The following is a 15,698-nucleotide window of genomic DNA, read 5'->3' as shown; positions in this document are numbered from 1 at the left end:
TTAAAAAATGCAAAAACTTACAGGTGAAGAACGTTCTTACTATATCGAAAACTTTCAAATTGAAGATTTTTTTTCGTTTAATATTCATCCTTATATAGAAATATGTAAATTTGACAAAGGGGAATGGATTTTTAAAGAAGGATCTTTTCCAGATACGCTGTACTATATGATGGAAGGCAAAGCAAAATTGTATATGACACATAAAAATGGAAAGGTATCACTGATTGAATATATTGAAGCGCCATGTTTTATGGGAGAAATTGAATTGCTGAATGAGGCGAGGTATACAAAGGGGATTCAAACGGTGACAGAGACAATCTGTTTATCCATTGCGACGCAGGGATGCAAAGACATGTTATTAGCAGATGCGCCATTTTTACGTCGATTATGTGTCTTTTTAGGGGAAAAAGCTTCCAAAATGACATCTAAGTATACGCAAAATCAGGCTTATCCACTGGAAAATCGGTTAGCTGCCTTTATCCAGCTATCATCTGACAAAGGCATTTATAAAGAAAAACATACAGAGATATGTGAATATTTGGGGGTCTCTTATCGGCATTTACTATATGTTCTTGCTCAATTTTGCGAAGCTAACATTTTACAAAAGAAAAAGAATGGCTATCATATTATGGATGAGCAACGTCTGATGCAATTAGCGCAAGAAATTCAATAATAATGATGGAGTTTGTGTCTTGCTCTGTTGTACTCACTTTTTTTAACGAGCCAGCGGGCTATTTGCTTTTCACTATGGTAGCAGTTACGGAATGTGTAACCATTTTTTATGATACTGTTAGGAAGGTCATTTATCGGTGCTAAAGGCATATTTACAAAATAAGCTACTTTTAGTGCCGTTTGGTGATTGATGAGGTTTTTTGCTGTAGATTTTTTGTTTGTTGCAATGGGAATTCTCAATTGTCTAACGAATACCGAGTTCGATTGCTGTTTGGCTTGTTTATCGTTTTTTAGAAAAACCTTCGTTGTACTAGGTGAGAAACCATAACCTTTCATTCATCATGCCCCCTTCGTCGTTATTTATATTGTACAAGACCTAGCGAGTAAAAAGTCTTGATTTACATGGCTTTTACGAAAACTTAAAAGTTCTACTTGTTTTTTAGTAATTTGTAACCGTATTCATGCCATATATGTATAGAAATCATAGAAAACTTGTATAATTTCTAGAGAAAAACACGTACTCAAACTATTGTGAATTTTTCTAACTCACAGTATTATTGTAAGTAGAATTAACGTGAAAGTTTTCACATTGTCACGTTAACGTGAGGAGGAATTTTAATGAGTGCAATTCGAGTAGGTATTGTCGGTTATGGAAATTTAGGGCGCGGTGTTGAATTCGCTATTTCACAAAATCCAGATATGGAATTAGTAGCGGTATTCACTCGTCGCGATCCTTCAACAGTGAGCGTTGCAAGTAACGCGAGCGTATATTTAGTAGATGATGCTGAAAAATTTCAAGATGACATTGATGTAATGATTTTATGTGGTGGCTCTGCAACAGATTTACCTGAGCAAGGTCCACACTTTGCGCAATGGTTTAATACAATTGATAGTTTTGATACTCATGCGAAAATTCCAGAGTTTTTCGATGCGGTTGACGCTGCTGCTCAAAAATCTGGTAAAGTATCTGTTATCTCTGTAGGTTGGGATCCAGGTCTATTTTCTTTAAATCGTGTTTTAGGCGAGGCAGTATTACCTGTAGGTACAACGTATACATTCTGGGGTGATGGCTTAAGTCAAGGTCACTCGGATGCAGTTCGTCGTATTGAAGGGGTTAAAAATGCTGTACAGTATACATTACCTATCAAAGATGCTGTAGAACGTGTTCGTAATGGTGAGAATCCAGAGCTTACTACACGTGAAAAGCATGCACGTGAATGCTGGGTAGTGCTTGAAGAAGGTGCAGATGCGGCAAAAGTAGAGCAAGAAATTGTAACAATGCCGAACTATTTCGATGAGTATAACACAACTGTAAACTTTATCTCTGAAGATGAGTTTAATGCCAACCATACAGGCATGCCACATGGTGGCTTCGTTATTCGCAGTGGTGAAAGCGGCGCTAATGATAAACAAATTTTAGAATTCTCGTTAAAACTTGAAAGTAATCCAAACTTCACGTCAAGTGTCCTTGTGGCTTATGCACGTGCAGCACACCGCTTAAGTCAAGCGGGTGAAAAAGGTGCAAAAACAGTATTCGATATTCCGTTCGGTCTGTTATCTCCGAAATCAGCTGAACAATTACGTAAGGAACTATTATAAAAATAAAGCCCCAATCCCGATTATCTCCTATGATAATCGGGATTATTTTATTTCTCTATCTTTTATTTTCTACATAAAATAATAGCTTGTCGCAATATTCATTGGAAATATGTAAAACTACATATAGTATATGGTAAACTGTCAATAATTTAACTATTCAAAAAGAATGGAATGTAGTCTATTCCACAACCCGTCTTACCGTTCTTATGGGGAGGTTAGTGTAAAAATGACAGCAGATATTATTATTCAATCGAAATGTATTCCACCAATTCCATCCAATCATTGTATTCGTCGGGCTGTATTGATGAAAAAACTAAAAAAAGGTCTTGAACACACCTGTACTTTTATTCATAGTGGTGCTGGTTACGGCAAGACCACAATTTTAGCACAGTTTTTACATGCGGAATCGAGCCCGTTTTCTTGGTATAGTGTTTCCGAAGAGGATGATAATATATTACCCTTTCTAAGACATTTACTTTATAGTATTCAACGGGTCATACCGCACTTCGGTGTACAATTTGACAATTGGAATCAGGTATCACGCTTTCCTAAAATTGAAGAATTGAATCGTTGGTATAAGTTATTTGTCAATCGTTTATGTGAGATTGAACACTCCTTTTTACTTGTAATTGACGACTATCATTTAGTCGACCATGAATTTCATATAAACTATGTTATGGAAAAAATTATTGAATTTTCGCCACCTCATATTCATTTTATAATCGCCTCTAGAACACTACCGAAATGGGATATCATTCGAAAATTAAAAATGCAGATGAAAGCTCATTTTATAACAGAAACGGATTTAGCATTTTCTGCTGAAGAAATTGCTGTGTTTTTTGAAGACTATGTAGCCACACACTTGTCACAAGATGAAATACTAATAGTATTGGACATTACAGAAGGCTGGGCAATCTCCATCACATTACTAGCTGAACAATGGAACTATGAAGCGCTAGACCACTGGTTAACAATCCATTCAAACGACTTGTTTACTTACTTATCGGAGGAAGTTTTCTTCAAGATGCCTAAATTTGAGCAAAAGACATTACTTCAATTAGCGATATTTCCTACTTTCTCCGAAGCGTTAATTGCGCAGTTTTATCAGAGTGAAACTGCTGAGACATTCAAACAGTTGTTGCAAAAACATTTATTTATTCAACCAATGGCTGAAAATGGCTTTTACCGTTTTCATGCTTTATTTCGTCGATTTTTAGAATTAAAATGGCAGCAAAATCCGCAACAATTTGTTCAATTGCATAAAAAAGCTGCCTTGTTTTACGTTCAAGAAAACGATGTGCATGCTATTTTACATCATGCATTTAAAACAAATGATTCGAACTTTAGTGGCACACTATTGCAAGATTATGCGGAAAATCTAGTAAAAGCTGGTCAGTTTGAGTGGCTATTAGAGAAAATTCATCGTTTTTCGACGGAGGAAAAAGTGAAGTTTTATCGTCTCTATTTTTTTGAAGGGGAGTGCCATCGATATCGAGCCTATTATGAAAAGGCTAAATATGCGTACGAAATGACTGAAAAGATGGCTAAAAGCAATCATGATGTGCTCTATATGACAAAGGCACAGGCTGGATTAGCGCACATTTATCTTGATACAATCCAACCTGCATTAGCAGAACCCTATTTAATGCGTGCCTTACAATTGGCTCCGGAAGCTGCGTTAAGTGAGGAAGCGCTTTTAGAATTGCAACGTCAGTATGCAGAGAATCTAGTGAATTTAGGAAAGGCAAAAAAGGCACAACAATTTATAGATGAAGTCAAGTTAAATGAAGCTGTGTTGCATAGGGCAAATGTAGATGTGCGGATTTTATTACGCACGGGTCAACTAGTGGAAGCAAAGAATCTTTTGATTGAAAGATTGGAAATGCCTCCGCAATTAGTAGCTACACATCGGGAAAGTGAGCTTTTAGCATCCTTTGTTTTCTCCCTATTAGGTCATGGTAAAGAAGCGTGGTATACCGCTCAGCATGGCATTCGAAGAGGCGTGCGTGAAAAGTCTATTTTTATTGAGGCAGTAGGCTACAATCGAAAAGCGCATGCCTTGCTATTATTAGATTTTCCGAATTATGCTGGGGCTTGTGATGCCTATGAAAAGGCGATTACGTTAATGAATACCATTAATATTTCGCGTGTAAAGGCGGAACCCTATATGGGACTTGCCATTGCCAAACATGCACAAGGGGATTATGTTGCTGCCAGAAAATATTTAGCTTTAGGTTTGCAGGAAACGGAGCAAGTACAAGATGCTTGGATGACAGCCCTTATTTTACTTGCTGAAGTGAAGGTGATGATTTCGTGTCAGGAGTGGCAAGAAGCCAAACAAATACTAGTGAAGGCACATAAGCTATTTCTTGATTGTGGCGATCAATATGGGGAGATGCATGTTTTTTTCTATCAATCTGTTATTGCCTTGCAAGAGAATAACGCACATCTATTTTGTCAATGTTTTCAGCGCTTTGCAAGTACTTGTATTGCTAATGGCTATGATTATTTTTTTCAAAGAAAATCCATTCTCGGCCCCACAAATTTAATGATTTTTTATGAGCTTTTGCAGTATAGTGAACACTGTGGGCTAAACAATACCACAATTCAAACATTACGAAATTATTTTCAAATGGAAGGCAATATCGTGTATCCTGCAGATGACATGCAAGTGAATTTATTTGGTAGTTTAAATTTAATCAGAAATCATAAGAAACTGGGAGATAAAGAATGGCAACGCGAAAAATCGAAGGAGCTCTTTGTTTATTTGTATTGTCATCGCCAACGGTATATGCCCAAAGAGGAAATTGCGCATGCGTTATGGCCAGAACGTTCTGTGGAGACAGTAGATCGCGATTTTAAAGTTGTTTTAAATACTTTGTTAAAAGTGCTAGAACCAAGGAGAAATGCCCGTCAGGATAGCTTTTTTATTCATCGCAAAAACAATATGTATCAGCTACAGCATATTCAGTTTTTGCATATTGATGTCGAACGATTTTATTATTATTATACGTTGGGGATGGAGGAGTTTGACCCTCATTTTTCGGATGAGTGGCTGCAACTGGCTGCGCATAGTTATACAGATGTTTTATATGCAGAAAAAAAGCAAATTGATTGGTTGACGCAAGACCGTGATAAGTTACAGACTTTATATATTGAAGTACTTGAACGATTAGCCCAAAATGCCACGCGCCAACATCAGTTTAAACAAGCCATTTTTTATGCAGAGAAAATAATTCAAGAAGATATACTTTGGGAAGAAGGGTATCGTCTTTTAATGTATAGTTATTACCAATTGAATAACCGCTCACTGGCATTGAAATGGTATGAAAGATGTGTACAACAATTACAAACAGAGCTCAAAACAACGCCGATGGAATCAACAATGGCTGTGTATGATTTAATAATGAGCTAGCACGCATAGGGAAAGCTGTAAATGTTATTTAAATAATTTCGTAATATCTGTCGAATTATTGGAGGAGCTCAAATGCCATTTTGTCAAGTAACGAATGCAACAATCTATTATGAAGAGATAGGTGTAGGACAACCTATTATTATGCTCCACGGATTTACTCCCGATCATCGACTGATGAAGGGATGTATGGAGCCGATTTTTACGCAACGGGAAGGCTGGAAACGCATTTATCTTGATTTACCAGGTATGGGTAAAACAAAAGATTATGAACACATCCATAATACAGATGATATGTTAGAAGCAGTAGTAGAATTTATCCAGACAGTTTTGCCGAGTCAATCTTTTGTTATAGCGGGTGAATCTTATGGTGGGTACTTAACAAGAGGTATCATGCAGAAACTTGAGGATCGTATTTTAGGTGTTGCCTTTGTTTGCCCTATGATTGTTCCCGAAAAGCAAGATCGCATTGTGCCAGCACATACGATTGTTGCAGCTAATCAACCTTTTTTAGCCACATTAACGAAACAACAAGTAGACGATTTCAGCACCCATCAAGTGGTCTTAGATGCATATAACTGGAATCGATATAAGAATGAAGTATTAGTTGGCTGTCAACTGGCGGATGAAAACTTTCTTGAAAAAATTCTGCAAAACTATGGGTTTTCCTTTGCTTTAAAGGACATTCTTTTCCAACAACCGAGTCTGTTTTTATTAGGCAAGCAAGATTCGGTCGTCGGCTATCAAGATGCCCTTGACTTGCTTAAATTTTTCCCAAGAGCAACATTCTCCATCTTAGATAGAGCAGGGCATAATCTACAAATAGAACAATCTCATCTTTTTCATGTGCTTGTTAGCGAATGGTTAGATCGAGTAGAAGAAACGAATAGCTCTTTTTTCTTGTAGCGCAAGTACTCGTATGAAAGAGGGAAATACAAAGAAATCACTTCAATGAGTTTGGCATGAGCCAAACTCATTTTTTATTTCTTCCAATCACGATTCTGAATTTGTAACTGATTTGTAACTGGACTTTTATATAGTAAATGCATGGCGAAGAAAGCGCTTTCTATAGTTCACAATGAAAGGGGTTTTGGGATGAAAAAGTATTGGTTATTGTTACTGTTAGCCGTTTTGACTTTGTTGATAGTAGCTTGTAATGGGGAAGGAGCAAAAGAAAGTTCCACTGATAGTTCTGCTTCAAAGGAAGCGGAAGGAGAACAAGGCGGCACGATTAAAATCGGAGTACTGGCGTCATTGACAGGTGCTTTAGAATCGTACGGAAAGCAAACACAGCGTGGGTTTGACTTAGGTATCGAATATGCAACAAACGGTAGCATGGAGGTAAACGGTAAAAAAATAGAAATTGTGTATGAAGATACAGAAACGAAACCGGAAGTAGCAGTACAAAAGGCTACCAAACTGCTAGAAGATGATAAAGTGGATTTTTTAGTTGGTTCATCTAGCTCTGGTGATACGCTCGCTGTCCTGCCATTAGCAGAGGAATACGAAAAAATTATGGTCGTAGAACCAGCAGTAGCTGATAGTATTACCGGTGCAGAATTTAATGACTATATATTCCGTACAGGGCGAAACTCCTCACAAGATGCATATGCTGCAGCGGCTGCTATCGCTAACAAGGGCGTTAAAATTGCAACATTTGCACCTGATTACTCATTCGGCTGGGATGGAGTAAAAGCATTTAAAACAGCGGCGGAAAAACTAGGTGCAGAAATTGTTTTAGAAGAATATGCCGATCCAGCAGCAACGGATTTTACGTCTAATTTGCAAAAAGTGATTGATGCCAAGCCGGATTATTTATTTGTTGTGTGGGCTGGGGCTAACTCGCCTTGGAATCAAATTGCCGATCTTAAAATTCAAGAGAAAGGCATTAAAATTTCTACAGGCGCACCAGATATTATTGCCCTAAAGTTTATGAATCCGCTAATAGGAATGGAAGGGTTCTCGGTGTACTATCATACGTTGCCACAAAATGATGTGAATCAATGGTTAGTTGAGGAGCACCAAAAACGCTTTGATGAAGTGCCAGATTTATTTACACCTGGTGGGATGTCTGCCGCGATTTCGATTGTAGAAGCGTTGAAAAAATCGCAAGGGGATGCGGACGGAAAGAAACTAATTGGCATTATGGAAGGAATGTCATTTGAAACGCCAAAAGGCACAATGACTTTCCGAAAAGAAGATCATCAAGCCTTACAGTCGATGTATTCGATTCGTTTAGAACAACAAGAGGGTGTTGACTATCCAGTGCCCGTGCTAATTCGTGAGCTTAGTCCTGAGGAAACGGCACCACCGATTTCGAATTAGACGATCCTTCCTTTACTTGGAGAGACAGAAAAACAATGTCATTCTGTCTCTCTTCATCTCTTCTTTGGAAGAGCAGGTGAAGAGCAATAGAAACATTGGAAAGGAGATTAATATGGAACCTATTTTGCGAACAGAAAATTTAACGATTCGATTTGGTGGTCATATTGCGGTCGATCATGTGAATTTTACAATGCCAGAAAAACATTTGAAATCCATTATAGGTCCGAATGGGGCAGGCAAAACGACATTTTTTAATCTAATTAGTGGAGAGTTAAAACCCACTGCTGGTGATGTGTATTTTAAAGGACAGTCGCTTGCGCAAGCATCTTCGGTTGAAAGAACACGTATGGGGCTAGGCCGTTCATTTCAAATTACAAATGTTTTTCCAAATTTAACAGTGTTAGAAAATGTGCGACTAGCCGTGCAATCTAAAGAAAAAATACGTTATCAAATGGTTCGCCATTTTAAAAGTTATCAAGCGATTACAGAAAAAGCGGAAGAGCTATTGACGCTTGTTTTACTCCATAACAAAAGAGATGCGTTGACAACGATGCTGTCGCATGGGGAAAAACGCAAATTAGAAATTGCGATGTTGCTTGCACTGGATACGGAAATTTTACTGCTAGATGAGCCTACTGCCGGTATGTCATTAGAAGAAGTACCAGCTATTTTAGAAGTAATTCGAACAATTAAAAATAAAGGGGATAAAACCATTTTGTTAATTGAACACAAGATGGATATGATTTTGGATTTGTCTGATTCCATTATGGTGTTATTTAATGGTCAGCTTCTTGCCGATGGAACGCCAGATGCCATTATGCAAAATGAAACCGTACAAAATGCTTATTTAGGAGGTCTGTATGATGAACACCTTACTGAAATTACATGATGTTCATACGCATATTGGGCAATACCATATTTTGCAGGGTGTGAATTTTGAGGCGATGGAAGGGCAGGTCAGTGTACTGCTAGGGAGAAATGGCGCGGGGAAAACAACCACGTTAAAAACGATTATGGGTTTGACACCCGCTTCACAAGGCGATGTTCAATTTCAAATGCAATCGATAAAAAAAAGCCCAACCCACAAAGTGGCGAAATTAGGTATTGGCTACGTACCCGAAAATCAAGGAATCTTTTCCGATTTAACGGTAGAAGAAAATATGAAAGTGGCGATGCGCAAAGAGGATACGGCTGCTATGGAGCGACAGCAGTATGTACTAGAGCTTTTTCCGGATTTAAAGAAATTTTGGAAAAAAGCTGGTGGTCATCTTTCTGGTGGTCAAAAGCAAATGCTATCAATGGCAAGAGCATTTATCAATGATAGTCAATTGATTTTGATTGACGAGCCTTCTAAAGGGCTTGCGCCAATTGTTGTGGAGAAAGTGATGGAAGCCATTGTTGAAATGAAGAAGCAAACGTCCATTGTCCTTGTGGAGCAAAACTTTATGATGGCCAGTCGAATTGGCGATACGTACACATTAATTGATGATGGTAAAACAGTACATTCAGGGAACATGAAAGAGCTTATCCAAAATGAAGAGTTGAAGCGTAAATATCTTGGCATCGGATAAAGGAGGTGTGGTTTGTTGGAACTAATCGTAAATTTGGTTATTAACGGGCTGGCTACAGGCATGTTAATCTTTTTGCTTGCAGCAGGGCTGACATTAATTTTTGGGCTAATGGATGTTTTGAATTTTGCACATGGCGGATTATTTGTCTGGGGTGCCTATGCAGGGATATTTACGTATATGTACACAGAAAGTTTCTTAATTGGCATTATTGGAGCGCTTGTTGCAGGTGCCATTTTAGGTTTATTAACGGAAAAGTTTATTATTACACCAGTATATGGTAATCATATTCAACAAATATTAATCACTTTAGGGTTAATGCTTGTATTACAAGAAATGATTAAGGTCGTGTTTGGCCCGAATGGTGTGTCCGTGAAAACACCCAGCTATTTAGCAGGGAGTTGGGAATTTGGCGATGTCATTATAATTAAATATCGATTATTTATTATTGTAGTAGGATTTGTGATTTTTGGGATTTTCCAATACATGCTGAAGCGAACAAAGATTGGGCTAATTGTACGAGCGGGTGTACAGGATAAAGAAATGGCGCAAGCACTTGGTATTCATATTAAGCAAGTATTCTTATATGTCTTTATGGTAGGCGCTACTTTAGCCGCATTGAGCGGTATGTTAATGGCACCATATTCAGGCGTTATTTATGCCGAGATGGGGATGGAATATGCAATATTAGGCTTTATCGTTGTTGTGATAGGTGGCATGGGAAGTTTTTCAGGCTCGCTGCTCGCTGCTATTTTAGTAGGGCTTGCTGGTAGTTTTATGGCTTATTATGTACCGGTGTTATCACTTGCTGTCAATATGATCCTCATGGCAATCGTATTAATCTTCCGACCACAAGGCTTATTTACAATCGGAAAGGAGCGATCGACATGATGAAAAAGCTGACGTGGAAGCATCTTAGTTTTGTTCTTATGCTAGCGATTCTCGTACTTCTGCCATTCGTCAATGATTCAAGGACATTGATTATCTTATTAACGCAAATTTTTATCTTTGGTATTTTAGCAATGAGCTATGATATTTTGCTTGGTTATACAGGGATAGTATCTTTTGGGCACGCCATGTTCTTTGGAATAGGTGCTTATACAACAGCGGTTATGCTGAAGCAAGTCGATACGACACTTTCTATCTTTTTATTGTCCATTGTTGTAGGGATGTTTTTAGCAGGCATTGTTAGTTTTGTTGTTGGATTACTAACTTTGCGTTTAAAAAGTCACTTTTTTGCGATGCTCACACTCGCTTTTTCTGGATTGTTTTTAGTTGTTGCTGAAAAATGGCGTTCCATTACATATGGCAATGACGGATTTACATTTAGAGCACCAGAAATGTTTAAAGATCGTATAACCTTTTATTTCTTTGTACTCGCATGTTTGGTAGTTGTTTTTATTGCGCTCTATCGCTTCGTACAGTCACCAACCGGACGTATTTTAATCGCGGTGCGCGAAAATGAGCAAAGAACAAAATCATTAGGATTTCAAACCTTACATTATAAAGTAATCGCATCAATTATAGCTGGGACGGTAGCTAGCTTAGCGGGTTCACTTTATGCGCTGTCATTACGATTTGTTAATACAAGTGTTATGACGATGGACATCACGCTAGATGCATTATTAATGACGATTATTGGAGGCGTAGGTACATTAGTTGGACCATTGCTTGGTGCTGCCGTGATTGAGTATGCACAACATACACTTTCAGGCATGGCGAGAGATTATCCAATATTTGAACGTTGGATTATTTTCTTTGGCATTCTCTATATTTTAGCCGTCATCTTTTTCCCAAAAGGGATTATAGGCTCCATCCGTTTTATAATTTCGAATTGGAGAAGGAAGCTTAAAGCAAAAAGGAAAACACCACCTGCCCTGTCACATGAAAAGGAGGGGTTTGAATGACTGTAGGTATTGTCAGTACAGGAATCTATATTCCACAAAGGAAAATGACCGCAACAGAAATTGCAGCACGTTCGATGATTCCTGAGCACATTATTCGACACAAATTGGGTATACACGAAAAACCAATTCCTGATGAACAGGATCATACGGTGCAAATGGGCATTTGTGCTGCACAAGAGGCTATACAAAAAGCAGGAATTGAACCTAAAACAATTGATGTCGTGATGTATATAGGGGAAGAGCATAAGGAATATCCACTTTGGACGGCTTCTATCAAAATGCAAGAAGAGCTTGGTGCCGTCAATGCGTGGGCATTCGATGTGCAATTACGCTGTGGGACGACGATCATGGCACTAAAGTTAGCGAAAAGCTTAATGGAATCTGATGACAGCATTCACACCGTGTTACTTGCAGGAGGATATCGAAATGTTGATTTTATCGATTATCGCAATCCGAGAACACGCTTTATGTATAATTTGGGCGCAGGTGGGGGTGCTATTGTTTTACAAAAAAATTACAGCCGCAACCATTTATTAGAAGCGGATATTATGACAGATGGTTCTTTTTCGGAGGATGTCGTTATCCCCGTTGGAGGTACTAAAAAGCCTTTGACACCAGAAGATTTAGCGAATAATTTGTACCAATTAGATGTTTTAGATCCAGTCGGTATGAAAGAACGGCTTGAGCAAAAATCTTTAAATAATTTTTTAAAGGTCATTCGTACATCTTTAGCGAAAAGTGGATTAAGAGAAGAACATATTAGTTATCTCGCTATGCTTCATATGAAGCGCTCTGCGCATGCATATATCCTATCAGAACTTGGTTTGAAAGAGGAACAATCCATTTATCTTCAAGACTATGGTCATATTGGACAAATTGATCAAATATTATCATTACAGCTTGCATTAGAGCAAAAGCGTATTGTGGATGGGGACATTGTCACGCTTGTTAGTGCGGGTATCGGCTATGTATGGGGAGCTATAACAATTCGCTGGGGATAGGGAGGAAGCACGATGTTACAAACGGTTCAACTAAGAAACGGGGAAACAATGGCTTATCGGAAGCGGGATGGAGGTAACCAAACGTTATTGTGTATTCATGGTAATATGACCTCCTCCAAACATTGGGATGTGCTGTTGGAAGCTCTAGATCCAAACTACACGATTTATGCCATTGATTTAAGAGGTTTTGGAGGTTCATCCTATCATCAACCTATTCGCGCTATTCAAGATTTTAGTGATGATGTCAAACTATTTGTGGATGCCATTGACTTAGACCATTTTGACATGATTGGCTGGTCCACAGGCGGAGCCGTATGCATGCAGTTTGTTGCAAATTATCCAGGTTATTGTCAACGGCTGATTTTATTGGCGTCCGCTTCGACGAGGGGGTATCCATTTTATAGTGACTTCGGTACGGGCAATCCAGCCGCATTCAAAAGAGCTGCCACGTATCAAGAAGTACTGATGGATACGTCGAAAACAAAGACGGTACAAGGTTTCTACGATACAAAAAATAGCCAAGGCTTAAAGTCGATTTGGGATACAATCATTTATACCCATCGTCAGCCCGACCCTGAACACTATGATGCCTATGTAGCCGATATGCTCACACAAAGAAATTTAGCCGAAGTTTACCACGCGTTAAATACTTTTAATTTAAGTGCAGTAGATAACGAAGTGGCGAAAGGGACGAATGAAGTACAACAACTAAACATTCCGATTTTAGTGTTAAGAGGAGACCGTGACTTAGTGATTACCGAGCAAATGAATGAGGAAACAATGTGCGATTTAGCAAAGCATGCACAATTTGTTCGTTTAAAAAATTGTGGGCATTCTCCGCTAATCGATGATTTACAACAACTGCTATTTGAAATTGAAACATTTTTACAATTCGGAGGGAAAATCAATGCGCTTAAACAATAAAGTAGCCATTATTACAGGGGCGGCAAACGGGATAGGATTTGCTGCAGCAGAACGATTCATAGAAGAAGGAGCCGTTGTATATCTTGCGGATTTTGATGACAACGCAGGAAAAATGGCAGCCAATCAACTAGGTGAAAAAGCTATATTCGTGCAGGTTAACGTAGCAGATAGAGAGAGTGTGAAAAAGCTTGTGACAACTGTGATCGAGCAAGCTGGTCGCATTGATATTTTAGTAAATAATGCAGGAATAACACGCGATGCCATGTTGTCAAAAATGACAGAGGACCAATTTCAGCAAGTGCTTGATGTCAACTTGTCAGGGGTTTTCCACTGCACGCAAGAGGTTAGTGTTCATATGATAGCTGCTGGATACGGAAAAATTATTAATACCTCCTCGGTCAGTGGTGTTTATGGAAATGTAGGGCAAACAAATTATGCTGCTTCAAAAGCTGCGATTGTAGGTATGACGAAAACATGGGCAAAGGAGTTAGGGCGTAAAGGCATCAATGTGAATGCGGTGGCACCTGGATTTACAGAAACTGAAATGGTCAAAAAGATGCCCGAAACGGTACTGGAAAAAATGCGTGCAATCGTGCCGCTTCAACGATTAGGTACACCTAGGGATATTGCTAATGCTTATTTATTTTTAGCATCTGAAGAGGCTTCCTATGTCCATGGTCATACACTCCATGTGGATGGCGCTATTATGATGTGATAAAGGAGGAGTTCAAGATGTTTGCAGAGCAAGCTTGGATTTTTAATCGTGCATCTTTAACACCGAATCGGCTAGCATTAGTGAACTTAGAAACAAATGAACAATGGACTTATCGGCAATTAACACTTGAAATCGCCAAATGGAGCCATTTTTTTGAAAATCAAGGATTACAGGCAGGTAGCCGAGTAGCGGTTTTTTCTCGAAATAATAGTCACTTATTTGCTATATTATTTGCTTGTGGATTACGGGGGCTGATTTATGTTCCTTTAAACTGGCGCTTAAGTGCAGAGGAGTTAAATGAAATTGTTGCGGATGCTACACCTTCTTTACTTTTATATGATCAAGGAATACCATGCCCTTTACAACTAGCAACGATGTACCCTATTCAACAAGTTCTGCCGTCAGCGACTATTGCGAGCTCAATAGAACTGGATTTAAATGAACCTTGGCTAATGATTTATACAGGTGGCACAACTGGCAAAGCAAAGGGGGTAGTGTTGTCTTTCAATTCTGTAAATTGGAATGCAATTAATACAATTATTAGTTGGGGGTTATGTGAAGACGATTGTACGTTAAACTATATGCCTATGTTTCATACCGGTGGGCTTAACGCACTATCCATTCCATTGTTAATGGCGGGTGGGACCGTTGTTATCGGTGATAAGTTTGAAGCGGAAACAGCACTAAAAGCAATTAATTTCTATAAGACAACGATTTCGCTTTTTGTCCCAACGATGTATCAAGCCATGATAACGACAAATTATTTTCACAAAAGTAGTTTTCCCACTGTAAAGGTGTTTTTATCTGGCGGCGCACCGTGCCCTCTGCCGATATATGATGCGTTTTTTAAAAAGGGACTTTTTTTTAAAGAAGGTTATGGCTTAACAGAGGCTGGACCGAACAATTTTTATATCTCACGTGAAGAAGCCTATGTCAAAAAGGGGGCAGTAGGTAAAAGTATGCAATTTAATGAGGCGAAAATTATCAATCAAGCGGGTGAAAGCTGCGCTGCCCATGAAGTAGGCGAACTGTTCGTTAGAGGGAAGCATATGTTTCGATTTTATTGGAATAATCAGCAGGAAACCGACAATACGATACGAGATGGCTGGTTAAGGACTGGTGATTTAGCGACAATGGATGAAGAAGGTTATTTTTATATCGTCGGTCGTAGGAAAGACATGATTATTAGTGGTGGGGAGAACGTCTATCCGCAAGAAGTGGAGCAATGCATACTTCGTCATCAGCTCGTAAAAGAAGCGGCAGTCATTGGAGCACCAGATAATTATTGGGGCGAAATTGTCACAGCATTTATTGTCTGCCATCATAAGTCAGATACGTTAGTAGACGAAGTAGAAAACCTGTGTCGAAGCTATTTAGGTCACTATAAAATCCCGAAAAAAATTATTATGATTGATGAATTACCAAAAACGATTGTTGGGAAAATTGATAAAAAAGCGCTTCAATTGCAATTAAAAAGCTCTTGAAGATAGGTAAGGTGTGTGAAATCGCCACGAAAGACTCTGAAACCGCCAATAAGAAGGGGGAAATCGCCACAAAAATCACAACAATCGCCCG

Annotated in this window: 14 protein-coding genes; 13 read left to right on the top strand and 1 reads right to left on the bottom strand. The window is 38.7% G+C overall.

The genetic code is table 11. From position 1 onward, the window contains the following. Positions 1 to 7 precede the first annotated feature (7 nt). Entirely contained in the window at positions 8 to 673 is a 666-nt protein-coding gene (yeiL, locus tag C9J37_RS10915) for a transcriptional regulator YeiL (protein ID WP_107895363.1), read from the top strand. Here yeiL and C9J37_RS10910 read toward each other — a convergent pair. Beyond that, entirely contained in the window at positions 667 to 1,008 is a 342-nt protein-coding gene (locus C9J37_RS10910) for a hypothetical protein (protein ID WP_107895362.1), read from the bottom strand. The genes yeiL and C9J37_RS10910 overlap by 7 nt on opposite strands. A gap of 282 nt (positions 1,009 to 1,290) precedes the next feature. Here C9J37_RS10910 and C9J37_RS10905 point away from each other — a divergent pair, with 282 nt between their 5' ends. From C9J37_RS10905 to C9J37_RS10850, 12 genes are all read left to right on the top strand, one after another. Beyond that, a complete protein-coding gene (locus tag C9J37_RS10905; protein ID WP_107895361.1) occupies positions 1,291 to 2,271 on the top strand; it encodes a diaminopimelate dehydrogenase in 981 nt (326 codons plus the stop codon). 226 nt (positions 2,272 to 2,497) lie between these two features. Further along, on the top strand, positions 2,498 to 5,686 hold the full coding sequence (locus C9J37_RS10900; protein WP_107895360.1) for an AfsR/SARP family transcriptional regulator: 3,189 nt from the start codon (positions 2,498 to 2,500) through the stop codon (positions 5,684 to 5,686). A gap of 72 nt (positions 5,687 to 5,758) precedes the next feature. Beyond that, entirely contained in the window at positions 5,759 to 6,589 is an 831-nt protein-coding gene (locus tag C9J37_RS10895) for an alpha/beta fold hydrolase (RefSeq protein ID WP_107895359.1), read from the top strand. Positions 6,590 to 6,778: 189 nt separating this feature from the next. Then, a complete protein-coding gene (locus C9J37_RS10890) occupies positions 6,779 to 8,008 on the top strand; it encodes a substrate-binding domain-containing protein (protein WP_107895358.1) in 1,230 nt (409 codons plus the stop codon). 112 nt (positions 8,009 to 8,120) lie between these two features. Beyond that, positions 8,121 to 8,897 (top strand): ABC transporter ATP-binding protein, encoded by a 777-nt coding sequence (locus tag C9J37_RS10885; RefSeq protein WP_107895357.1) that lies wholly within the window; start codon positions 8,121 to 8,123, stop codon positions 8,895 to 8,897. Next, complete coding sequence (locus tag C9J37_RS10880; RefSeq protein WP_107895356.1) at positions 8,872 to 9,579, top strand: ABC transporter ATP-binding protein; 708 nt, start codon at positions 8,872 to 8,874, stop codon at positions 9,577 to 9,579. The genes C9J37_RS10885 and C9J37_RS10880 overlap by 26 nt, the downstream gene beginning before the upstream one ends. Before the next feature lie 15 nt (positions 9,580 to 9,594). Then, entirely contained in the window at positions 9,595 to 10,467 is an 873-nt protein-coding gene (locus C9J37_RS10875) for a branched-chain amino acid ABC transporter permease (protein WP_107895355.1), read from the top strand. Next, on the top strand, positions 10,464 to 11,483 hold the full coding sequence (locus C9J37_RS10870; protein ID WP_107895354.1) for a branched-chain amino acid ABC transporter permease: 1,020 nt from the start codon (positions 10,464 to 10,466) through the stop codon (positions 11,481 to 11,483). The genes C9J37_RS10875 and C9J37_RS10870 overlap by 4 nt, the downstream gene beginning before the upstream one ends. Beyond that, entirely contained in the window at positions 11,480 to 12,484 is a 1,005-nt protein-coding gene (locus tag C9J37_RS10865; protein WP_107895353.1) for a 3-oxoacyl-ACP synthase, read from the top strand. Before C9J37_RS10870 ends, C9J37_RS10865 begins: the two co-directional genes overlap by 4 nt. 12 nt (positions 12,485 to 12,496) lie before the next feature. Next, on the top strand, positions 12,497 to 13,408 hold the full coding sequence (gene phaZ, locus C9J37_RS10860; RefSeq protein WP_107895352.1) for an intracellular short-chain-length polyhydroxyalkanoate depolymerase: 912 nt from the start codon (positions 12,497 to 12,499) through the stop codon (positions 13,406 to 13,408). Beyond that, complete coding sequence (gene fabG / locus C9J37_RS10855; protein WP_025219463.1) at positions 13,392 to 14,123, top strand: 3-oxoacyl-ACP reductase FabG; 732 nt, start codon at positions 13,392 to 13,394, stop codon at positions 14,121 to 14,123. The genes phaZ and fabG overlap by 17 nt, the downstream gene beginning before the upstream one ends. Before the next feature lie 17 nt (positions 14,124 to 14,140). Next, the gene (locus C9J37_RS10850; RefSeq protein ID WP_107895351.1) at positions 14,141 to 15,607 is read left to right on the top strand and encodes a class I adenylate-forming enzyme family protein; all 1,467 of its coding nucleotides are present in this window, start codon (positions 14,141 to 14,143) and stop codon (positions 15,605 to 15,607) included. Positions 15,608 to 15,698: the final 91 nt, after the last annotated feature.

The organism is Lysinibacillus mangiferihumi (assembly GCF_003049665.1).
GTDB lineage: Bacteria > Bacillota > Bacilli > Bacillales_A > Planococcaceae > Lysinibacillus > Lysinibacillus mangiferihumi.
Note: the sequence above shows the minus strand (reverse complement) of the source record. Positions and strands in the feature narration are given on the sequence as shown.

What these genes read in the sequence shown, in the direction of transcription:
- C9J37_RS10880 (WP_107895356.1), top strand. Translation starts at nt 8,872, where the DNA reads ATGAACACCTTACTGAAATTACATGATGTTCATACGCATATTGGGCAA.
- phaZ (WP_107895352.1), top strand. Translation starts at nt 12,497, where the DNA reads ATGTTACAAACGGTTCAACTAAGAAACGGGGAAACAATGGCTTATCGG.
- C9J37_RS10885 (WP_107895357.1), top strand. Translation starts at nt 8,121, where the DNA reads ATGGAACCTATTTTGCGAACAGAAAATTTAACGATTCGATTTGGTGGT.
- C9J37_RS10910 (WP_107895362.1), bottom strand. Translation starts at nt 1,008, where the DNA reads ATGAAAGGTTATGGTTTCTCACCTAGTACAACGAAGGTTTTTCTAAAA.
- C9J37_RS10890 (WP_107895358.1), top strand. Translation starts at nt 6,779, where the DNA reads ATGAAAAAGTATTGGTTATTGTTACTGTTAGCCGTTTTGACTTTGTTG.
- C9J37_RS10895 (WP_107895359.1), top strand. Translation starts at nt 5,759, where the DNA reads ATGCCATTTTGTCAAGTAACGAATGCAACAATCTATTATGAAGAGATA.
- C9J37_RS10905 (WP_107895361.1), top strand. Translation starts at nt 1,291, where the DNA reads ATGAGTGCAATTCGAGTAGGTATTGTCGGTTATGGAAATTTAGGGCGC.
- C9J37_RS10850 (WP_107895351.1), top strand. Translation starts at nt 14,141, where the DNA reads ATGTTTGCAGAGCAAGCTTGGATTTTTAATCGTGCATCTTTAACACCG.
- fabG (WP_025219463.1), top strand. Translation starts at nt 13,392, where the DNA reads ATGCGCTTAAACAATAAAGTAGCCATTATTACAGGGGCGGCAAACGGG.
- C9J37_RS10865 (WP_107895353.1), top strand. Translation starts at nt 11,480, where the DNA reads ATGACTGTAGGTATTGTCAGTACAGGAATCTATATTCCACAAAGGAAA.
- yeiL (WP_107895363.1), top strand. Translation starts at nt 8, where the DNA reads ATGCAAAAACTTACAGGTGAAGAACGTTCTTACTATATCGAAAACTTT.
- C9J37_RS10870 (WP_107895354.1), top strand. Translation starts at nt 10,464, where the DNA reads ATGATGAAAAAGCTGACGTGGAAGCATCTTAGTTTTGTTCTTATGCTA.
- C9J37_RS10900 (WP_107895360.1), top strand. Translation starts at nt 2,498, where the DNA reads ATGACAGCAGATATTATTATTCAATCGAAATGTATTCCACCAATTCCA.